General features: G+C 60.8%; 17 protein-coding genes. 8 read left to right on the forward strand and 9 right to left on the reverse strand.

What is annotated here, in order from left to right; translation table 11 throughout:
- Positions 1–806, forward strand: an 806-nt coding sequence (locus IG627_RS00005) for a DUF4329 domain-containing protein (protein WP_193189087.1), incomplete at its 5' end; no start/stop codon positions are given.
- A gap of 15 nt (positions 807–821) precedes the next feature.
- A complete protein-coding gene (locus IG627_RS00010) occupies positions 822–1,232 on the forward strand; it encodes a hypothetical protein (protein WP_193189088.1) in 411 nt (136 codons plus the stop codon).
- Between the two features lie 421 nt (positions 1,233–1,653).
- On the opposite strand, the gene IG627_RS00015 is transcribed toward IG627_RS00010, so the two are convergent.
- Positions 1,654–2,442, reverse strand: coding sequence for a DUF2884 family protein (locus tag IG627_RS00015; RefSeq protein WP_193189089.1), 789 nt, complete (start codon positions 2,440–2,442; stop codon positions 1,654–1,656).
- Between the two features lie 217 nt (positions 2,443–2,659).
- On the opposite strand from IG627_RS00015, the gene IG627_RS00020 reads away from it, so the two are divergent.
- Positions 2,660–5,053, forward strand: a complete 2,394-nt coding sequence (locus tag IG627_RS00020) for a zinc-dependent metalloprotease (RefSeq protein ID WP_193189090.1) — start codon at positions 2,660–2,662, stop codon at positions 5,051–5,053.
- A gap of 155 nt (positions 5,054–5,208) precedes the next feature.
- On the opposite strand, the gene IG627_RS00025 is transcribed toward IG627_RS00020, so the two are convergent.
- Together IG627_RS00025 and IG627_RS00030 are read right to left on the reverse strand one after the other, a co-directional pair.
- Entirely contained in the window at positions 5,209–6,042 is an 834-nt protein-coding gene (locus IG627_RS00025) for a transglutaminase domain-containing protein (protein WP_319024452.1), read from the reverse strand.
- Between the two features lie 5 nt (positions 6,043–6,047).
- Positions 6,048–6,278, reverse strand: coding sequence for a DUF350 domain-containing protein (locus tag IG627_RS00030; protein WP_193189091.1), 231 nt, complete (start codon positions 6,276–6,278; stop codon positions 6,048–6,050).
- A gap of 134 nt (positions 6,279–6,412) precedes the next feature.
- On the opposite strand from IG627_RS00030, the gene IG627_RS00035 reads away from it, so the two are divergent.
- Positions 6,413–7,306 carry an SPFH domain-containing protein gene (locus IG627_RS00035; RefSeq protein WP_193189092.1) on the forward strand — a complete coding sequence of 298 codons (894 nt, stop codon included), beginning with the start codon at positions 6,413–6,415 and terminating at the stop codon, positions 7,304–7,306.
- Between the two features lie 12 nt (positions 7,307–7,318).
- Positions 7,319–7,729 (forward strand): hypothetical protein, encoded by a 411-nt coding sequence (locus IG627_RS00040; protein ID WP_193189093.1) that lies wholly within the window; start codon positions 7,319–7,321, stop codon positions 7,727–7,729.
- Positions 7,730–7,794: 65 nt separating this feature from the next.
- Here the strand turns inward: IG627_RS00040 and IG627_RS00045 are convergent, their stop codons facing one another.
- The 4 genes from IG627_RS00045 to IG627_RS00060 all read right to left on the reverse strand — a co-directional run bounded on the left by IG627_RS00045 (position 7,795) and on the right by IG627_RS00060 (position 14,049).
- A complete protein-coding gene (locus tag IG627_RS00045; protein ID WP_193189094.1) occupies positions 7,795–9,366 on the reverse strand; it encodes a S8 family serine peptidase in 1,572 nt (523 codons plus the stop codon).
- A gap of 619 nt (positions 9,367–9,985) precedes the next feature.
- Positions 9,986–12,847, reverse strand: coding sequence for a M16 family metallopeptidase (locus tag IG627_RS00050; protein ID WP_193189095.1), 2,862 nt, complete (start codon positions 12,845–12,847; stop codon positions 9,986–9,988).
- Positions 12,848–13,078: 231 nt separating this feature from the next.
- A complete protein-coding gene (locus IG627_RS00055) occupies positions 13,079–13,276 on the reverse strand; it encodes a CPXCG motif-containing cysteine-rich protein (RefSeq protein ID WP_193189096.1) in 198 nt (65 codons plus the stop codon).
- The gene (locus IG627_RS00060; protein WP_193189097.1) at positions 13,276–14,049 is read right to left on the reverse strand and encodes an alpha/beta hydrolase family protein; all 774 of its coding nucleotides are present in this window, start codon (positions 14,047–14,049) and stop codon (positions 13,276–13,278) included. Before IG627_RS00060 ends, IG627_RS00055 begins: the two co-directional genes overlap by 1 nt.
- Before the next feature lie 229 nt (positions 14,050–14,278).
- Here IG627_RS00060 and IG627_RS00065 point away from each other — a divergent pair, with 229 nt between their 5' ends.
- The 3 genes from IG627_RS00065 to IG627_RS00075 all read left to right on the forward strand — a co-directional run bounded on the left by IG627_RS00065 (position 14,279) and on the right by IG627_RS00075 (position 17,846).
- Positions 14,279–15,442, forward strand: a complete 1,164-nt coding sequence (locus IG627_RS00065; RefSeq protein WP_193189098.1) for a phosphoglycerate kinase — start codon at positions 14,279–14,281, stop codon at positions 15,440–15,442.
- Positions 15,443–15,594: 152 nt separating this feature from the next.
- Positions 15,595–16,659: a class II fructose-bisphosphate aldolase gene (gene fba / locus IG627_RS00070; protein WP_193189099.1), complete on the forward strand. Its 1,065-nt coding sequence runs from the start codon at positions 15,595–15,597 to the stop codon at positions 16,657–16,659.
- A gap of 203 nt (positions 16,660–16,862) precedes the next feature.
- Positions 16,863–17,846 carry an alpha/beta hydrolase gene (locus tag IG627_RS00075; RefSeq protein WP_193189100.1) on the forward strand — a complete coding sequence of 328 codons (984 nt, stop codon included), beginning with the start codon at positions 16,863–16,865 and terminating at the stop codon, positions 17,844–17,846.
- Positions 17,847–17,956: 110 nt separating this feature from the next.
- Here the strand turns inward: IG627_RS00075 and rarD are convergent, their stop codons facing one another.
- Both rarD and serA read right to left on the reverse strand, forming a co-directional pair.
- Positions 17,957–18,865, reverse strand: coding sequence for an EamA family transporter RarD (gene rarD, locus IG627_RS00080; RefSeq protein ID WP_193189101.1), 909 nt, complete (start codon positions 18,863–18,865; stop codon positions 17,957–17,959).
- Positions 18,866–19,000: 135 nt separating this feature from the next.
- Entirely contained in the window at positions 19,001–20,233 is a 1,233-nt protein-coding gene (gene serA, locus IG627_RS00085) for a phosphoglycerate dehydrogenase (protein ID WP_193189102.1), read from the reverse strand.
- Positions 20,234–20,286: the final 53 nt, after the last annotated feature.

Below are 20,286 nucleotides of genomic sequence, written 5' to 3' on the forward strand. Positions count from 1 at the left end.
AAGCCTTCGCTGTGCGCGGCTTTGTGGGCGGAGTCGTCTCTACTCTAGGCGGCGGCAAGTTCGGGCATGGATTTGTGTCGGCAGGAGTCGGAGGAGGTTTCAGCAAGGACACCGGCTTGGTCACGCGGATGCTTGTTTCCGGGGCTATTTCGGATGCGACCGGTGGTAAGTTCATTAGCGGCGCCGCAACGGCTGCGTTTGCTTGGGTAGCACAAAGGGACGGTTCGGGAGGGAGTAACCTTGTTGATGCTAAATCACCTGGTGAAGAAGGTGCTGTTCCATTAGAAGAATCAGGCAGCGATAACTTAAGTTCTGATGAAACAAAAAATGGTCAATTCGCAACGCCTGATGGTGCCGCGAATGCCGCCAGAAAAGCCTACAACCATCTGTCAATTGAGTCTGACACGGAGTACGGAATCAGAATTTGGCGTAGCTGGTGGACAGGTAAATATGGCTACAGTGTAAACCCAGCTATTGGAGAGGCGCACTCTGTGGAATCGATGAATGCTTCTAGTCCATTCTTCTCTACGACGGTAGCAGTAATGCATACTCATGGGGCGGATAGCGCTGCGTATGTTGGAGAAAAATTTTCTCAAGCAGATGTAAATAACGCTAGAACAAGAGCTGCTTCAAGTCGCGGCACAATTAGATACGCTTACTTGGCAACACCGAGTAATCGTTTGCTAAAATATGACACATACAGTGGGAATTACTCTCTGTTTTCAACTAATTCTCAAAGTTTTAGCATTCAGTTGGAGCGATCTCAGGCAGTCTACATTCCACCAAAACATATAAATAATATATAGTTAAGAGTGAACAGTATGGTCCATAAAAAAATTGCTGCCTTATTTTTAGCTTTAGGTTTGATGCAGGGATGTACACCTTCGTCGGTAGAAGTTGTTCCCTTGGTGAGAGTTATATGCGACCCCTCTCAGTTCCATGGAAAAGAAATAATCGTAAGGGGGTTTCTTAAAGTGAAACATGAAGATATAGCAATCTATCTAAGTAAAGACGTTGCTGTGGCAGGTTTGACCGAAAATTCTCTTTGGGTATCTGAGTCTTCAGAGATAAAATTACACTCAAAAGAAGGGGCGAGTTCGGGTGAGTTGAAGTTAAAAGATTTTGACAGCTCTTATGTAATGATTCGAGGAAAATTTGACTACCACTCTCGTGGGCATATGAGCGGACACTCCGGAACAATCCTGGTGGATGAACTATTTACTGTTGAATAGTTTTTGTCTTGATAATCACAATCCGGAATGCAGGGGTCGGGGCCAGACCCGGATTGTACAGTGAGAGTATTCACCTAACAGTTGGCTGACTATGGCTATGTCGTGGCAGCAGTCGCTGGTACCTGGGCAGGCTCACCAACAGGGGAAAGAAAAGGGGACGGATCTATTTTTGGCATCCCTTTAAACAGAGCCCCGGCAGGGTGTAAACTGCCGGGGGCCTGCCGTTCCCCTACAAAAAAGGGGGGGGATCAACAATTCGGCGCTTAGTTTAACCTGACAGTTGCCCCCTTAGGATCTGTGGACAACTTAGGCTGCTACCGGGGTAGCCATTAGTTGGACTAGTTCAGCGCTATATTTAGCATTCCTCTTTGAAAAAAGGCCGCACAAGGCGGCCAGACCACTCTGGGGGGTAGTGTTCTTTCTATTTCATCTTCACAATATCGTAGGTCGCCAGGGCGGGGACGGACTGATGTAACTCGCCCTCGATTCGATCGATACTCTCAAGCTGCTGACAGAGCTCATCGGCGCGCCTTTCCAGGCTCTTCGCCCGCTGTTCGACCTCCCGCTCCACTTCTTCCGCCATCTGCTCCGCGTTCTGTTCGATACTCTGGCCACCGGTAAACACAGCCTTGAGTGCGTGCCAGGCGATAGTGCCGGCCGAATCCCGGGCCAGTTTTTCGATCTTGGGCTCGAACTCCTGCTCGACCGCCTGCTCGATGTATTCGTCGATATCCGGATCCCCGAGGGTGTAGATTTCCCCTTCGCGGTTGAGGCGCTCCTCGGTACGGCGCAATATCTCCTCCGACGCCTGTTGCAGTTCGATGTTGTCGGGGTGATCGGCGCCCGCGAGTGCGGTTATCGCGATGGACATGCCGTTCAGCGCCACTTCCACGGCTTCCAGGGAAATGAGCAGTATCTCCCTGCCGGTGCCGTGTAGCTGCATTTGATAGTCCCGCAGCAGTTGTTGCTGGTGCTCGTCGAGTGCCACCGTCTCGCCTGCGACGACGAGCTGTTGCGGGGACTGATAGCGGACCAGCGGTGCGGTGTCGCTGTTGCCATTGCGGACCTCGTAGAAGTCGGGACCGACGCGGACGGAATAGTCCAGTTCGGCGCTGCAGTGCTGATCGTCCGAGATGGTGAGGTTGATACCTTCGGCCTGCGCCGCGGTGCTGATGGCGATCAGCGTCGATATTGCGAGTGGTTTCCACATGAGTCGGGTCTCCGGATTCTTCTTGTTGTGTTAGAGACGGCCCTCAGGCCACTTTTGGATGCAGCGATGGATATTTTTTTGACGGATACGTTCAGGATGGACCTCAAGTCAGGTCAGCGCCATTTGGCAGATTAAATGTTAACCTATCCCACTGCCCGCGGAGACCCTGGGACTACAGCCGGGTCATCCCAGAAATCTAATAACTTGGGGACAGCATATGTCGATACGCAAGCTACTGTTCGCGGCGGCCCTGGCGCTGCTCAGCGCGGCCGCGCAGGCCAAGACCATCACCGACTACACCGCCGGCATGCAGAAGCACGCCGGCTATCACGACTTCTACTGGGATGACGAATCCGGCCGGGTGCTGCTGGAGATCGCCGACTTCGAGCGCGAGTTCCTGCTGCTGACCGGCTTGGCCCAGGGGCTGGGGTCCAATCCGGTGGGGCTGGATCGCAACCAGGTGGGGGACAACCGGCTGGTGCAGTTCCAGCGGGTGGGCAACCGGGTGCTGCTGCACCAGCTGAACCTGAAGTACCGTGCCCGGTCGGACAATGCTGCCGAGCGGCGCGCGGTGGCCGAGGCCTTCGCGTCCTCGGTGCTCTGGGGCTTCGAGGTGCTGGCACAGAAAGATGAGCGGGTGCTGGTGGACTTCACCCCCTTCCTGCTCAGCGACCAGCACGGTATCGCCCAGCGTTTGAAGGATACGGAGCAGGGTAGCTACAGCATTGATGCTTCCAAGTCCGCCATTTACCTGCCGCGCACGAAAAACTTCCCCGAGAACAGCGAGTTCGAGGCGCAGCTGACCTTTGCCGGCGCTGCGCCGGGCAAATACCTGCGGGAGGTGGTGCCGACCCCGACGCTGGTATCCCTGCGCCAGCATATCTCCCTGGTGGCGCTGCCGGACGACGGCTACCAGCCGCGCCCTTTCCACAGCCGCAGCGGCTATTTCCCGTTCGAGTTCCGCGATTATGCGACTGCCATCGACCAGCCGCTGGACCAGCGCTTTATCTACCGCCACCGATTGCAGAAGAAGCCGGGTAGCGACGAAGTCGTGGAGCCGATCGTCTACTACGTGGACTCGGGTGTGCCGGAGCCAGTGCGCAGCGCGCTGGTGGAGGGCGCCAGCTGGTGGAACCAGGCCTTCGAGGCGGCCGGCTATAAAAATGCCTTCCGCGTGGAGATGCTGCCGGAAGATGTCGACCCGCTGGATGTGCGCTACAACGTGATCAACTGGGTTCACAGGTCCACCCGCGGCTGGTCCTACGGCTACTCGATCGCGGACCCGCGCACCGGGGAGATCATCAAGGGCAATGTCACCCTGGGTTCGCTACGGGTGCGCCAGGATTTCCTGATCGCCCAGGGACTGCTGCAACCCTACGGAGATGAGAAGATCGATACGGAAGCTCTGAAGGCGATGGCCCTGGCGCGTATCCGCCAGCTGTCCGCCCACGAGGTGGGACACACCCTGGGGCTGGCCCACAACTTCGCCGCCAGCATCGACGGCCGCGCCTCGGTGATGGACTACCCGGCGCCGCTGGTATCACTGCAGGGGGAAGAGCTGGAGCTGTCCGAAGCCTACGCGACCGGAATCGGTGCCTGGGACAAGCTGGCCATCCGTTACGGATACGGAAACGGTGAAAACGAGCGGCGGTACCTGGCCGGTGTGATCGCCGAGGCCGAGACGCAGAAGCTGCGCTTTATCTCAGATCCGGATTCCCGCGCAATCAACAATGCCCACGCGGTCTCCCACCTGTGGGACAACGGCGCCGACCCGCTGGCGGAGTTCGCGCGCATGGCCGAGCTGCGCCGCCACGCGCTGGATAACTTCTCCGCCGCGGCCAATCCGCAGGGTGCGCCGCGCTCCTCCCTGGAGGAGACACTGGTGCCCGTCTACTACGGTCACCGCTACCAGGCGGAGGCGGTGGGCAAGCTGATCGGCGGCCTGGACTACGACTATCTGTACAACGGCGCCGACCAGAACAGCTACACCCTGGTGCCGGCGGAGCGCCAGCAGCGGGCGATAGACGCATTGCTGTCCACGCTGGAGCCGGAATTCCTGGCACTGCCGGAGCGGGTACTGCAGCTGCTGCCCCCCAAATCCTACGGCTACGGGCGCACCGATGAGAGCTTCCCTTCCTACACCGGCGTCGCTTTCGATGCGGTGGCCATGAGTGAGGCCGCCGCTGGCCACACCCTGTCCATACTGCTGGACCCGCAGCGCGCCGCGCGCCTGGGGCAGCAGCACGCGCGCAGCAGCGAAATCCCCGGCTTCGGTTCGCTGCTCGACAGGCTGACGGAGCGGGCGCTGGCCGCGGACAGCTATTCCGGCCTGCAGGCGGTCATTCACCAGCGCGTCAACCACGCCTATATCCAGCGGCTGATGCAGCTGGCCGGCGACAAGAACGCAGCGGAACCGGTGCGCGCCCAGGCCAGTCTGCAACTGGCCAAATTCCGGCAGGCGCTGGGGGGAATGAAACTCTTCGGTGAGGACCCGGAGGGCTACAGCGCCCACTATTTCTACCAGGCGCAGCGCATCGCCGCCTTTACGGATGGCGAGCTGAAAATTGAAGCGGGAGATCTGAAGGCGATGCCGCCGGGCTCGCCCATTTAACGCACTTTAAGTGCGCTGTGGGAGCCTGCCCTGCAGGCGATAAAGGAGTGTGGCAGCAGATTCCATCGCCTGCAGGGCAGGCTCCCACAAGATTCGTGCCGTCGCCGTTGGTGCGCACGGCGCACCCTACGTATCTTTCGGCTTTAAGCGCGAAGTCAGCTGCGGATAAACTGGGATTTCTTTACCCAGTGGCTGCCGCGATATTTGCGCGTCGGGCTGGCATCCTGCTTGGCCCAGAAGAAATTGCGGTTGAACTGGAATTCCACCTCGTAGCCCTCGGCCAATGCCGCCAGCGGCATCGCCTGCCAGCTGGACAGGCGCCGCTTGCTGGTAGCCTCCAGCAGATATTCCCTGTCATCCACGATTGCCACCACCCAGGCGTGGCCCTGGCCATTGTGGGTGCCGAGCGCGACCCGCGCATCCACGCCCAGATTGATCAGCCAATCCGCCAGCAGTATCGCGTGGTCCTCGCAGTCGCCGCGTTTCTGGTAAAACGCCTGGCGGGAGGTCTGCCAGATATCGGCGAGGCCAGCGTACTGCAGGTGGTCGTACTGGTACTCCTTGCGGATCGCCAGGGTGTAGAGGGGCACCCACAGCTGGCGGGTCTTGAAGGGCTGGAAGCCGACCAGGTAGCTGTTGGCAAAGTGATGTTTGTTGTCGAGGCCGCGGGCCGAGGCGGTGACCTGGTTTATGCCCTGCCAGTTCCACACAGAGACGTAGGCGCTCTGCTCGACACTGCGCTTGGCGACTATCTCCTGGATGGTCTCCTCCGGCAGGGGCCGGCTGCTGCCCTGTACCCGCACCACGCCGTACTGGCGGTCCCTGCGGCTGCTCGGGGAGTCGGCGTCGCCGTCGAACCGGCGTGCGATGGCGTCGTCCAGCTGCTGTTTGACCGCGCGTGTTTCCCGCCCTTCTTCTCCGGATATGCGCAGCAACTCCGGCAGCAGCAGCGCCAGGGCAATACCGGTGGGGATCAGCCAGCTGCGCACTGCGTTTAACCCTTCAGCCCGAAGGAAATAATCAGTGCGACGAAAATCAGGATCGTCGAGGCAAAGATGGCCACCGCGATATTGCCGTTCTTCAGTTCACCCTCGATATCCACATGCTTCAGCAGCTTCTTGTCGATGGCGATCAGGGCCACTATGCCGATGAACAGTGCCAGCAATGTGTACAGCAGGTTGATACCCAGGTTGAACAGGGTCGCGGTGAGAAATTCGAGTTCCATATCTCTGCTTCTTCAATAATCTGAAAGTTTATTAAACCATATAATGGGCCCCGGACCACCGGCGTCGCGGCTTGCGGCCTATTTTCCGGTGGCATATGGTACGGGAAATCAAAAAGATGAGTTGGGGAAATTTGATGCGTTTCATTTCAAAGCTGATGGTCGTTCTCGCCGCTTTGGTACTGTCCGCCTGTGCCGACAGGGTCGAGGTGCCACCGGCCCATGTGGGCAAGATACTGACCAAGAACGGCTACAAGCCGGAGACGGTGCCGCCCTCCAAGTTCCGGCTGGATATGTGCCTCTACTACTGTGACAAGCTGGTCACCCTGGCCATAGCGGATTTCGGGCACAGGGAACAGTTCAAGCTGTTTATGCCCAAAGACCAGCTCAATATGAGCTTCGACGTGCGTATGACCGGCGCTATCAACGGCGAGATGATCGACAACATCTTCGACCGCATACCGCCGTCCAACAGCAATATATCGGTCAGTCATGTCTACAACACCTATGCGCAGCCGGTGATCCGCGATGTGGTGCGCAGGGTGGTGGCCAAGTATTCGATCAACGAGATCGCCTCCAGCCGCGAGGCATTGAGCCAGGAACTGTTTGCCGAGGTCGACGTGGCCCTGCGGGGCACGCCCATCGTGGTCAAGCGCCTGGGCCTGGCCGATGTGCAGTTCCCCAAGGTGGTTACCGAAGCCAAGGAGCGCGCCGCCGAGCGCCGCGAGTTGATAGAGCAGGAGAAGGCCCAGTTCGAGATCCAGAAGATCCAGATGGAGCGGGACCTGGAGCGGGAGAAAATGAACCGCGCCATCGCGCGGGAGAAGGCCATGGGCCAGAAGGAGGTGAATGACCTGCTGGCGAAATCCGTTACCGACAAGTACCTGGCCTACCGCACCCTGGAAGTGCTGGATCGCATGGCCGAATCCGAAAACAAAGTGTTTGTGCCGGTGGAGGCACTGGGCACCATAGGCCTGCAGCAGGCGGTGTTCGGCAGTGAAATAAAACACGTGGCGAAGAAGAGTCGTTAAGGGGAGGCGGTGATGGAACTCAATCTGCAGATTTCCAACTGGCTGGTCGCCGTGCTCGGCGGCCTGGCCACCTGGGTAGTGATCGCCGCCTGTGTACTGCTGGCCCTGAATGTCTTCTTCCGCGTGCGGCTGCTGCACGCGCGGGGAGAAGGCATGCACTGGCTGCTGGACCGCAGCCTGGTGATTCGCTTCCTGTGCCTGCTGTTTTTTATCTGGGTGCTGATCGGCTTCAACAGCAATGCGCCCAAGCTGACACTGGCGCCGAACTACAGTGCGGAGCGGCGGGCGACGGACAATGCCCTGAAGGAAACCGGTAAAGTGCAGGATTTATCGCCAAAGAAGGAAACCGCTGCGGAGACCAGTGCGCGGTTGCAGGTGTTGCGCGAGGAAGAAAAGGAGGCGGTGCTGCCCAATAGCGACTGATTGCTGCGACGGATGGAAAACAGGAAAGGGGCTCGAGGGCCCCTTTTTATTGTGGAGATAAGCGGTTACTTGTTCTTGGGCTTGCCGCCGCCCTTACCACCGCCATTGCCGCCACCGCCGCTGCCGCCGCCGTCACCGGGGTTGGTGCCGGTACAGGCGTTGGCCGCCAGGTAGTCCACCGCGTCCTTGGCCTGCACCAGACCATTGCCGTAGGCATTGTCGCGGCCGGCCGCACCCAGGTCCTCTGCCGTGGCATTCAGGGCCGCGCGGATTTCACCCGGAGCGCAGTTGGGGTAGTGGCTCCACACCAGCGCGGATACGCCGGCCACGTGAGGGGAGGCCATGGAGGTGCCGTTGAAGTAGGCGTAATCGCTGGCCTCAACGTTCAGGGTGGCGCTGGCACCCAGCTGGTTCAGCAGCGCCGCACCGTCGGTGTCGGAGATGCCAGCGGACGGAATGGAGGTGACCGTCTCGCCCAGGGTACCGTTGAGTATGCCAGGCTCGTTGTTGTAGATCACCGCAGCGATACCGCCACCGGCTTCACAGTTCAGCACCTTGTCTGCAAAGCTGATATTGCCGCGCTGGATCAGGCATACCTTGCCGGCGGCAGTGGTGCAGGCGGACTCACCGGTACCGCAGTCGGCCAGGGCACCGGTGGCGGAGGCTTCCGGGCTGCCGTCCATACCGGCGGTTTCAACGGCACTGCCGGCGACGGTCAGGTCGGTGTTGCGGCCCATACCCACCGGTACAGAAGAGAGCACGTCCACGCCAGGGCCGGACATCTCAACCTGGTCTGTCTGCTGGGAGAAGTCGGCGATCATCTTGTCGCTGTCGATCGCTGCCACGGAAACCACGGCGTCGTAGGAGGCCGGATAGGAGTGGCGGGTGTTGCCGTCGTTGCCGGCGGCGGCGATGGAGAGGATGCCGCTGTTGTAGAGGTCGGTGAAGGCGCGCTCTTCAGTTTTGGAGGCGCGATCGCCGCCCAGGCTCATATTGATCACGTTGGCGCCGTTGGCGGCACAGGTATCCGCGGCGGCCACCAGGGATGATGAGTAGCCCCAGCCGTCGGCATTGAACACCTTGACGATATGCAGATTGATATTGCTGCTCGGCATCACGCCGACAACGCCGACGCCGTTGTTCATCGCGGCGATGGTGCCGGCCACGTGGGTGCCGTGGCTGTTCCGGTCTTCATACCAGTTGCCGGTGCCGGAATCATTGGTACCGCTCACGGCGTTGCCGGACAGGTCCTCGTGGGCTATATCGTAGCCGGAGTCGATAATACACACGGTGCGGTTGCCGGCCACGCCGTCGCTGACCAGGTCAGCCTGCACCATCGGGATGCCGAAAGGTACTTCCTGGGACAGCAGGTAGCGCTTCACATCCTCCTCGACGTACTCGACGTTAGGGTTTTTCTGCAGTGCCTGCAGTGCCTTTTGCGGCAGGTGGGCTGCCATTGCGCTGCGCTTTTCCAGCGCCAGGGCCGAGCGGCCGCCGTGCTGTTTCATTTGCGCTTTAACGGCGGGACCCTTGCCTTCCTTGAACTTGATAATGTATCTGTCGTCGGCGGCGCTGACTTGCGCTGACATCGCCAGTGCGAGGGCGCTGGCTGCAAACAGCGGTAACTTCTTTTTCATTATAATGCTCCAGAAAAATACTTTTCTTATTGAAATAATTATTTTGGAATAGTTTTCCACCCGGGCTCCGCGGCTTTTATTTTCCCTAAGAGAAGTGCCGGGAGCGCCGACCGCTGGTGGGAAAAGCGATAGTAACAGTTGTTACCTTGTCGCCAAGTGGCAATGTCCTACATACACAATGTTTTTCCAGTTTTTTTGATTTATTTTTTATTTCTCGACTTTCTCTTGGGGAAATCACTTTCCGGCTCGTCCAATTAATTGGCGCCATCTGAAATTTTTTGCACATCAGTACCGATTGTTGAAATAGAAACCCTGCAGTCAGCGGTAATTACAGGCGCATTGCCCGAGCCCCGCCGGCGGTTGCACTCTTTCGTTGATAACTGAATGAAGCAAATATTGTGACATTTGTGTCACTGTCGACTGATGGGCGTGGAAATCTGGCGGGTGAAGGAATGGGGTTCGCGGGAAATTTTTTCCGGGGGCGACTGTGAGTGTGGAATTGAATTGATTTTTCGCTGCCCGAATTTCGCCGGATATCGGTAGGTGCTGTGATCCGGCGGATTTCAGCCGGCCGCAGCCGCAGGCAATACCTGCGGCTGCGGGTCGGACCCGGGGTTGGCTAGTGCCCCCCGGCTGCGACAGTCTCACCGACGGGTTTGCCGTCGACATTCAGCTCGGCAATCGGGCCTATATCCAGACCGCGAATGCCTTTTTCGATCTTCTTCTTATCGCCGACGATCACCCAGATAAACTGTTCAGGCTTGATGGTCTGCCGCGCCAGCTTGTGGATGGTCTTCAAGTCAGCGCCGCGGATCTGCTCGGCGTAGCCGTCCATATAATTCAGCGGCCGATCGTAGGTCACCATACTGGATACAGCACCGGAAACCGCGGCGATGGTTTCGAAGCGTCCGGGCAGTTCGTTGATGCGTTTGTCCTTCACCTTCTGCAGCTCGGCGGCTTCCGCCGGCTCGCCGCCGATATAGGCCCGCAATTCCCGCTGCAGTTCCGCCAGGGAGTCGCTGGTCTTGTCGGTCTGTACCGGGGCGTACACCAGTAGCGGCTGCTGGCCCTTGGCACCGGTCATGAAGGAGTAGGCACCGTAGGCCCAGTGCTTCTCCTCGCGCAGGTTCATATTGATGCGCGCGGTGAAGGTGCCGCCGAGGATGTCGTTCATCATATGCAGGGCTTCGCGCTCGGGAATCTTCTCCGAGGGCGCCAGCAGGCCGCCGATGATGATGGACTGTTCGGAATCCGGCTTGTCGATCAGGAAGACACTGGCCTTGTCCGGGTGGGCCACCCGCGCCAGGTTTTTTTGCGGCAGCGGGGCTTCCGGCGCGGGCCAGTCGGCAAACTGCTGCTCCAGTTTTTGTAGCAGCGTGTCCATGGTGATGTCGCCCACCGCGACCAGGGTGGCGTTGTCCGGGCGCAGCCAGGTCTGGTGGTAGTCGACCAGATCGTCGCGGGTCAGGGAACCGATGGATTCCTCGGTACCGGTGCCGGTAAAGGGCACGCCGTAGGCGTGGTCGGCGCCGTAGAGCAGCGGCGGCAGGCTGCGCAGGGCCATCTGTACCGGCCTGGTCTTCTCCTGTTGGATACCGGCGATCCAGCGGCTGCGCTTGCGCTCGATTTCCTCATCGGAGAAGGCGGGGATCCGCACGATTTCGGCGAAGAGTTCGATGGACTCGTCCAGGTTGGCGGTCAGCGCATTGAGGCTCACGGTCGCGGTGTCGATATCCGCATCCGTGCCGATGCGCGCGCCGAGCATCTCCTCTTTCTCACTGATCTCCAGCGCGCTCATATGCCGGGTGCCCTCCTTCAGCATCGACATGGCGTAACTGGCGGTGCCGAGTGTCTTGCCCTGGTCGGCGGCATAGCCGGCGTCAAAAATCAGGCGCATATCGACCACCGGCACCGAGTTGCGCTCCGCCAGTACTACCTTCAGGCCGTTGGAGAGTTCCGCGGTCTGCAGCTCCGGGAAGGGAACCGACGGGAATTTGCCGGTGTCCGGCAGTCTGGAGCGGTCGGCGCCGCTGTCGGCCACCTTGTATTCGGGGAAGGGGTGCACCTCCAGGTTGTAGTCACCGCTGGACAGCCACTTCTGCGCGGCGGCCCTGACCTGTTGCGAGGTCAGTTGCTGCTTTTCGGCAACGGCGTCCAGGTAGCCGTTGGGGTTGTCCAGGTAGAGTTCGCCGCGGGCCAGTATCACGCCCTTGCCGCTCCAGCCGCCCACCTGTTCCAGGTCGCGCGCGTAAGCGGCGTATTCGGTCATGTTCACCCGCGCTAGCTCCTCGGCGGTCGGGCCCTCTTTCAGGAAACGCTGCAGCTCTTCCTCGATGGCCGCTTCCACCTTGGCCAGCTCGACGCCGGGCTTGGCATCGGCAATGACCTGGAAGATGGAGGACAGCTCGAATTCGTACAGGGCGACATTCACGCTGGTGGCTATCTGGTCCCTGTACACCAGGCGCTCATACAGGCGCGAGTTCTTGCCATCGCCCAACACCGCGGCCGCCAGGGCCATCGCATTGGCGTCTTCGTGGCCCAGATTGGGGGCATTCCAGACTTTGTAGATGCGCGACTGGGCGACGCGATCGAACATCTGCTCGCGCTTGGACTCCTCGCGCTTGGCGATCCAGGCCTTCTTCTTGATCAGCGGCGGCCCGGCGGGGATATCGGCGAAGTATTTACCGACTTTTTCCTTGGCAGCCGCCACGTCGATATCGCCGGCCAATACCAGCACGGTATTGGCGGCGCCGTAGTAGGTCTTGAACCACTCGTGCACGTCTTCCAGTGCGGCCGCGTCCAGATCCTCCATGGAGCCGATGGTGGTCCAGGAGTAGGGGTGGCCCTCGGGGAAGATGGAGGCCTGCATTTTTTCCCACACCTTGCCGTAGGGCTGGTTCTGGCCCTGGCGCTTCTCGTTCTGCACCACACCGCGCTGCTCGTCGAGCTTCTCCTGGGTGATGACGCCGAGCAGGTGGCCCATGCGGTCGGACTCCATCCACAGGGCCATATCCAGCGCATTGCTGGGCACCGTCTCGAAATAGTTGGTGCGGTCCAGCCATGTTGTGCCGTTCATGCCGGTGGCGCCGGCCAGTTCAAACGGCTTGAAGAATTCGTCGTCGTAGTTTTCCGAGCCGTTGAACATCAGGTGCTCGAACAGATGGGCGAAACCGGTGCGCCCGGGCTTCTCGTCCTTGGAGCCCACGTGATACCAGACACCCACGGAAACGATCGGCGCCTTGCGGTCCTCGTGCACGATAACGCGCAGGCCATTGGGCAGGGTGAATTTCTCGTAGGGGATTTGCAGTGCCTGGGCGCTTGTCTGGGTTTCGGACCAGTTTTTGGGGGGAGTCTCGACACTCGTTGTCGCGGAGGAATCATTTGCACTGCTTGCGGCGGCGCCGGATTTCGGTGCTTCGCCGCAGCCGGCGATGGCCAGCGCCAGTGCCGCCGGCAGCCAGAGGGAGTGTGGTGTTTTCATGGAGCAGGTTCCTTGCTTGTTGTTTTCCGTGGTGTCGGGTCGCAGCGCTGCCGCGAGAGACTCGATCGAGAATGCGGAAAATCCGGTGAATTTATTGTTTTATCCTGTGTTGCCGGAACTGCCGTGCCATATGCCGCGGCCCACCGGGATCGCACAGTGTGTTGAAACTTTATACCGGTGGCCTGCGGCAAAGGCAATTGCGGGCCTGTATCAAGTTGTTGACGGTGGCTGTCAGTCGGTTTCGTTCTCGTGGCGCAGGCTGACGTCGATGGTCCCGTCAGCCGATTCCATCAGGGTGACCACTATTGGCCGGCAGCACACGGGGCAATCCTCTATATAGCTCTGCTCGCCGGCCGAGTAATCCAGCAGCAGGGCTATGACTTCGCCGCAGTAGGGGCAGGTATCGCGGTGCTCGTCGAGAGGCTGCATCAGCCGGGCCCGCCGGAGAGATAGGGCTGGACCCAGGCGGCCAGGGTGTTAGCCACATAGTCCGCATCCTCGCGCCGGGTCAGCAAGTGGTCGGCGTGATCCAGGCTGATAAAGCTCTTCGGGTGCATGGCGCGGTTGTAGATATCCGCCGCCTCGTCGATGGAGACCGTCTGGTCCACCGGCGAGTGGTAGATCAGCAGGGGTCGCCCCAGCTCGTGGATGTAGCCCATCCTGTGGCTGTCCAGGTCGTCGAGGAACTGCTTCTTGATAACAAAGGGGCGCCCGGCCAGCTCCACCTCTGCCTGGCCCTGCTGCCGGATGGTATCTATGGCGCAGGCGAACTGCCTGATCACATGCTCCGGGTCGGCCGGTGCGGCGATGGTGGCTATGGCCTTCGCCTCCGGGATATCGCCGGCGGCGGCCAGCACAGCGGCGCCGCCGAGGCTGTGGCCGATCAGCAGGTCCGCCGGGTGGCGTTCGCCGCGCAGGAATTCGGCGGCGCAGAGCAGGTCCCGGACATTGGAGGAGAAGTTGGTATCGGCAAAGTCGCCCTGGCTGGCGCCGAGGCCGGTGAAGTCGAAGCGCAGCACCGCTATGCCCAGGTCGGCCAGCCGGCGCGCTATGCGCGACGCCGACAGCACATCCTTGCCACAGGTAAAACAGTGGGCGAAGAGCGCATAGGCCTGCGGCTCACCCCCCTCGGGCATCTCCAGGATTCCCGCCAGGCGGGCGTCGCTGCCGCCATTGAACTGGACCCTGTGCCTCTTCGACATCCGCATCTCCTCGCCGGGTAAAAGCCTCTGCTGGATGGTGCATTGTACTGCGGTGGCGCGACACTGGAATGATAGCGTTGTCACTACGGGGCGCCGGCCCTGTGGTAATTCAACTACAGCGGGGCTTGATATACTCCGCGCGGGCCATCGCCCGGTGGGCGAGGCCCGTCGCGTCAGCGTATAATCCGCGCCCACTTTTCACAGTTACGCACAGCAGGGGGAATGGCGAATGGCAGTTAAATTGATGGCGGATCTGGACCTGGCGGGCAAGCGCCTGCTGATCCGCGAAGACCTGAATGTTCCGGTCAAAGACGGGGTGGTCACCTCCGATGCGCGCATCCGCGCCGCACTTCCCACCATTCAGTCCGCCATGAATGCCGGCGCCAGGGTACTGCTGATGTCCCACCTGGGCCGCCCCACCGAGGGCGAGTACGATGAGGAATTCTCCCTGGCGCCGGTGGCCGCGCACCTGGGCAAGCTGCTCGGCCGCGAGGTGAAGCTGGTCAAGGAGTGGCGCGACGGCGTCGAGCTGGCGGATGGCGACGTGGCCCTGCTGGAAAACGTGCGTTTCAATCCCGGGGAGAAGAAGGACGACGAGGAACTGGCGAAAGCCTACGCGAGCCTCTGCGACATCTTCGTGATGGACGCCTTTGGCACCGCGCACCGCGCCCAGGCCTCCACTCACGGTGTGGCCAAATTCGCCCCGACTGCCTGCGCCGGCCCTCTGCTGGCCGCCGAGCTGGACGCACTGGAGAAGGCCCTGGCCGAGCCGGCGCGACCGATGGTTGCCATCGTCGGCGGCTCCAAGGTGTCCACCAAACTGACGGTGCTGGAGAGCCTGGCCGACAAGGTGGACCAGTTGATCGTCGGTGGCGGCATCGCCAACACCTTCCTCGCCGCTGCCGGCAAGCCGGTGGGCAAATCCCTGTGTGAGCACGACCTGGTGGGCACCGCCAAATCCCTGATGCAGCAGTGCGATATCCCGCTGCCCACGGATGTGGTCACCGGTGTGGAATTCTCTGAATCCGCCGCCGCCGAGACCAAATCCGCGGATCAGGTGGCCGCCGACGATATGATTTTCGATATAGGCCCGGATTCCTCCGCCAGGCTGGCGGAGATACTGAAGGAAGCCAAGACTATTATCTGGAACGGCCCTGTGGGGGTGTTCGAGTTCGACCAGTTCGGCGGCGGCACCGAGCAGCTGTCGAAGGCCATCGCCAACAGCGATGCCTTCTCCATCGCCGGCGGCGGTGACACCCTGGCGGCGGTGGACAAGTACGGTATCGCCGACAAGGTCTCCTATATCTCCACCGGCGGCGGCGCCTTCCTGGAGTATGTGGAGGGCAAGACACTGCCGGCGGTGGCGATGCTCGAAAGCCGCGCCGGCGATTGAGGCGAAAAAAGCCGCGCCGAAGATTGATCATTTCTGTCGTTTTTCCGGCGCGGGCCGGAAACCAGTGCCGAAGAGCCCTGGACCCCGGCCTGCGCCGGGGTGACGAAATAACGACAAAAAGTTTTTACGTTTAGACGAGAAAGGAAAATTTCATGGCCCTAATCAGCTTGCGTCAAATGCTGGACCACGCCGCCGAACACGGCTACGGCGTGCCGGCGTTCAACGTCAACAACCTGGAACAGATGCGCGCGATCATGGAGGCGGCGCGGCAGACCGACTCCCCGGTGATCGTGCAGGCCTCCGCCGGCGCGCGCAAATACGCCGGTGCACCCTTCCTGCGCCACCTGATCCTGGCCGCGATCGAGGAGTTCCCGGAAATCCCGGTGGTGATGCACCAGGATCACGGCACCAGCCCGGCGGTATGCCAGCGCTCCATCCAGCTGGGCTTCAGCTCGGTGATGATGGACGGTTCCCTGCAGGAGGACGGCAAGACTCCGGCCTCCTACGACTACAACATCGATGTGACCCGCCGCGCGGTGGACATGGCCCATGCCTGTGGCGTGTCCGTCGAGGGTGAGCTGGGCTGCCTGGGCTCCCTGGAAACCGGCATGGCCGGCGAGGAAGACGGTGTCGGCGCCGAGGGTGTGCTGTCCCACGACCAGCTACTGACCGATCCGGAAGAGGCCGCGGACTTTGTGCAGAAGACCAAGGTGGATGCCCTGGCCATCGCCTGCGGCACCAGCCACGGCGCCTACAAGTTCACCCGCCCGCCCACCGGCGATATCCTCGCCATCGACCGCATCAAGGAAATTCACGCGCGCATTCCGGGCACCCACCTGGTGATGCACGGTTCCTCTTCCGTGCCGCAGGAGTGGCTGGCGGTGATCAACGAGTTCGGCGGCGAGATCCCGGAGACCTACGGCGTGCCGGTCGAGCAGATCTGCGAGGGCATCAAGCACGGTGTGCGCAAGGTCAATATCGACACCGACCTGCGCCTGGCCTCCACCGGCGCCACCCGTCGCTTCCTGGCCCAGAACCCGTCCGAGTTCGACCCGCGCAAGTTCTACAAGGTCGCCATGGATGCGATGAAGGATATCTGTATCGCCCGCTACGAGGCCTTCGGCACCGCCGGCAACGCCAGCAAGATACGCCCGATCAGCCTCGACGCCATGAGCCAGCGCTACGACGCCGGCGAGCTGGAACCGCAGATCAAGTAAACGCTGAATTATCGTCGTTCCGGCGCAGAGCCTGTGCCGGACTTGATCCGGTACCTGAACCCAGGTGCCACAAGACTGGATGCCGGCCTTCGCCGGCATGACGACAAACTATAAAAGGGTGGACCCTGTGTCCGCCCTTTTTTGTAGTCGTCGGTGTTGCCCGGTCGATTCCCCCGCCCCGAAAATGCAGTACCATTGAACCAATGGACCTACTGCAAGATATCACCACCGTCGAACACAGCCCGGTACTCAAACGCCCGGACTATTCGGCATTGCGCCAACAATTGCCCGAACTGGATTTCAGCGCTGCCGATGAGGGCCCGCTGCTGCCGGCGTTGCAGGAATACCGCAACTACTACGACCTGCAGTTCCCGCTGGCGAGCAGGACCGGCGTCGGCACCTTCACCGCAGCCGGCTTCGAACTGGTGGCCCAGTACTGGCTGGTGGAGCAGCCGCGCGGAACCCTGTTTATCTGCCACGGTTATTTCGATCACACCGGCATCTACGGCGCGGCTATCCGCTTCGGCCTGGAGCGCCAACTCAATGTGGTGATCTTCGACTTCCCCGGTCACGGCCTGTCCAGCGGTGAGCCGGTGGCGATAGATACCTTCCTGCAGTACCGCCAGGTACTCGACAGCCTGCTGCAGATAGCCCGCGACAAGCTGCCCGGCCCCTGGCATGCGATGGGTCAGAGCACCGGCGGCGCGGCGCTGCTGGCCTACCTGCAGTACAGTTGCTGGCAGCCGTTCGACAAGGTTTTCCTGCTGGCGCCACTGGTGCGCCCGGCCAAGTGGCACTTGCGCAAATGGCAGTATTACCTGGGGCGCTTCTTTCTGGTGGCGCCGGATCGCGGCTTCAATATCAACACCCACGACGCCGAGTTTGTACGCCGCCAGGCGCACCGGGATCCGCTGCAGTCGCCGGTGATGTCGATGCGCTGGCTGGGGGCCATGGTGGACTGGCTGAAGACTTTCCCCAAGACCGCGAAAAACCCCAAGCCGATTCTGGTGGTGCAGGGCACCGGCGACGAGACGGTTTCCTGGCGCTACAACATGCGCGTCGTGCGCGACCGCTTCCCCAACAGCAAACGCGTCATTATCCGCGGCGCCCGCCACCAGATGATCAATGAGACACAGCCCTACCGGCACCAGATTTTGAAGGCGCTGGACGATTGGCTGAACGAATAGTCGGAGTGAATATTTTGTAGGAGCGGCCCATGGCCGCGATCAGGTCTGGCAGAAGACGGAAAATTGATCGCGGCCATTGGCCGCTCCTAAAGGGAATTGGTGAGGGCGGACTAAATCGCGGTCTTCCTCTGCAAGCGCAGCTTTCTGCGCTGTGCCAGCGCGTCCAGCGTATAGAGCAGCAGACCAAACCATACAAAGGCAAAGGTCAGCAGCGTGTTGCGGTCGAACGGTTCGTGGAACAGCATTACCGCCACCAGCAGTTGCAGTGTCGGCGCTATGTACTGCAAAAATCCCACTGTGGACAGGTTCAAGCGCCGCGCGGCGATATTGAACAGCAGCAGCGGCGTCAGCGTAATGGGGCCGGCCAGCAACAGCAGGCCGTTCAGTTGCCAGCTGTTGTTGAGCGGATTGCTGCTGGGGCTGGCGCTCCAGGCCAGGTAAGCCAGTGCCAGCGGCAGCATGTAGAGGGTTTCCACGGCGAGGCCGGTTAGGCTGTCGACGGGCGCGCGTTTGCGCACCAGGCCGTAAAAGCCGAAGGACAGTGCCAGGAACAGTGCCACCAGGGGTAGCCGTCCGAATTGCCACAGGTACCAGCCGATGCCGACCGCCGCCAGGCCCACGGCAACCCACTGCAGGCGACGCAGCCGCTCGCCCAGCACCAGTACGCCGAGCAATACAGTGATCAGAGGGTTGATGTAATAGCCGAGGCTCGCATCCAGCAGATGCTGGTTGGTGATGGCCCAGATAAACACCAGCCAGTTGCTGCCGATCAGCAGCGCCGACAGGGCCAGGGTGCGCATCTTCTTGCCATCGTGCAGGGTGGTGCGAAAGTCCCCCAGTTTGCCGATCAGCGCAAGGATGATCAGCGCCAGCGCCAGCGCCCAGATACTGCGGTGGGCGAGTATTTCCGTCGATGGAATACCATCCAGCAGTTTGAAATACAGCGGTGCCAGTCCCCAGAAGAGAAAGGCGGCAATGCCGGCGAGCAGGCCGGTCGCGGCGGAGTCGTGATTGCGCAAGGGGGTACACCTGATTGTGGGAGCGCGGGCCGCGGGCCCGCCAGGAGTGAAGCGCAGCTATTGTAGAAGCGGCCGTTGGCCGCGATCAATCTCTATCGCGGCAAACGGCGGTTTCAGCAGGGCGAGGGGAAATATTTAGAAAAGCACGCGGCAGCGCAGCGTGTTGGGCACGTTCTTCAATTTCTCCAGCGCCAGGTCCGAGTATTCCGCATCCACGTCGATCACCACATAGCCGAGGGTCTCGTTGGTCTGCAGGAACTGCGCGGAGATATTGATCTGGTTGTCCGAGAACACCTGGTTGATGGCGCTGAGCACGCCGGGCACATTCTTGTGGATGTGCAGCAGCCGGTGTACGTCCACATGGCCCGGCAGGGCCACTTCCGGGAAGTTGACCGAGCTGGTGGTGGTGCCGTTGTCGGAATAATGGGCCAGCTTCTCTGCCACCTCGGTGCCGATATTCTCCTGCGCCTCCACGGTGGAGCCGCCCACATGGGGCGTCAGCAGCGCATTGTCGATACCGCGCAGCGGCGACAGGAACTCGTCGTCGTTGCCGCGCGGCTCAGCCGGGAATACATCGATGGCGGCGCCGGCCAGGTGGCCGCTCTTCAGGGCCTCTGCCAGTGGTTCTATCTCCACAACGGTGCCGCGGGAGGCATTCAGCAGAATCGTGCCGGGTTTCATCTGTGCTATCTGTCTGGCGCCGATCATCCACTTGGTGGACGGCAGCTCCGGTACATGCAGGGAGACCACATCCGCCTCGGCCAGCAGTTCGTCGAGGGAGTTGATCTGGGTGGCGTTGCCCAGCGGCAACTTGGTGATCACATCGTAGAAGACCACGCGCATGCCCATGGCCTCCGCCATCACCGACACCTGGGAACCGATGGCGCCGTAGCCGACGATACCCAGGGTCTTGCCGCGCGCCTCGTAGGAGCCGACGGCAGACTTGAGCCAGCCGCCGCGGTGGCAGACCATATTCTTCTCCGGGATGCCGCGCAGCATGAAAATCGCCTCGGCGATGATCAGCTCCGCAACGCTGCGGGTATTGGAATAGGGTGCATTGAACACCGCGATGCCCAGCTCGGTGGCCGCCTGCAGGTCCACCTGGTTGGTGCCGATACAGAAGCAGCCGACGGCGATCAGCTTGGGCGCGCTCTCCAGTACCTTGCGGGTCAGCTGGGTGCGGGAGCGGATACCGATAAAGTGGGCGTCGGCGATTTTCTCGATCAGCTGCTCTTCCGGCAGCGAAGTCTTCAGGTACTCCACATTGGTGTAGCCGCGGGACGACAGCAGGTCGACGGCGGACTGGTGTACGCCCTCCAGCAGCAGTATGCGAATCTTGTCCTTTTGCAGAGAAATTTGTGGAGCCATAAACACTCTCTTGACGATGGGCGAAGGGAAAATCTGTAGACTGGGCCGGAGTC

The sequence above is a fragment of the Microbulbifer taiwanensis genome (assembly GCF_014904815.1).
Taxonomy (GTDB): Bacteria; Pseudomonadota; Gammaproteobacteria; order Pseudomonadales; family Cellvibrionaceae; genus Microbulbifer; species Microbulbifer taiwanensis.

Bases quoted from the DNA above. Each gene is read 5' to 3' on its own strand.
- serA (WP_193189102.1), bottom strand. From the start codon at position 20,233: ATGGCTCCACAAATTTCTCTGCAAAAGGACAAGATTCGCATACTGCTG.
- IG627_RS00075 (WP_193189100.1), top strand. From the start codon at position 16,863: ATGGACCTACTGCAAGATATCACCACCGTCGAACACAGCCCGGTACTC.
- fba (WP_193189099.1), top strand. From the start codon at position 15,595: ATGGCCCTAATCAGCTTGCGTCAAATGCTGGACCACGCCGCCGAACAC.
- IG627_RS00050 (WP_193189095.1), bottom strand. From the start codon at position 12,847: ATGAAAACACCACACTCCCTCTGGCTGCCGGCGGCACTGGCGCTGGCC.
- IG627_RS00045 (WP_193189094.1), bottom strand. From the start codon at position 9,366: ATGAAAAAGAAGTTACCGCTGTTTGCAGCCAGCGCCCTCGCACTGGCG.
- IG627_RS00055 (WP_193189096.1), bottom strand. From the start codon at position 13,276: ATGCAGCCTCTCGACGAGCACCGCGATACCTGCCCCTACTGCGGCGAA.
- IG627_RS00035 (WP_193189092.1), top strand. From the start codon at position 6,413: ATGCGTTTCATTTCAAAGCTGATGGTCGTTCTCGCCGCTTTGGTACTG.
- IG627_RS00060 (WP_193189097.1), bottom strand. From the start codon at position 14,049: ATGTCGAAGAGGCACAGGGTCCAGTTCAATGGCGGCAGCGACGCCCGC.
- IG627_RS00015 (WP_193189089.1), bottom strand. From the start codon at position 2,442: ATGTGGAAACCACTCGCAATATCGACGCTGATCGCCATCAGCACCGCG.
- IG627_RS00010 (WP_193189088.1), top strand. From the start codon at position 822: ATGGTCCATAAAAAAATTGCTGCCTTATTTTTAGCTTTAGGTTTGATG.
- IG627_RS00030 (WP_193189091.1), bottom strand. From the start codon at position 6,278: ATGGAACTCGAATTTCTCACCGCGACCCTGTTCAACCTGGGTATCAAC.
- IG627_RS00040 (WP_193189093.1), top strand. From the start codon at position 7,319: ATGGAACTCAATCTGCAGATTTCCAACTGGCTGGTCGCCGTGCTCGGC.
- IG627_RS00065 (WP_193189098.1), top strand. From the start codon at position 14,279: ATGGCAGTTAAATTGATGGCGGATCTGGACCTGGCGGGCAAGCGCCTG.
- IG627_RS00020 (WP_193189090.1), top strand. From the start codon at position 2,660: ATGTCGATACGCAAGCTACTGTTCGCGGCGGCCCTGGCGCTGCTCAGC.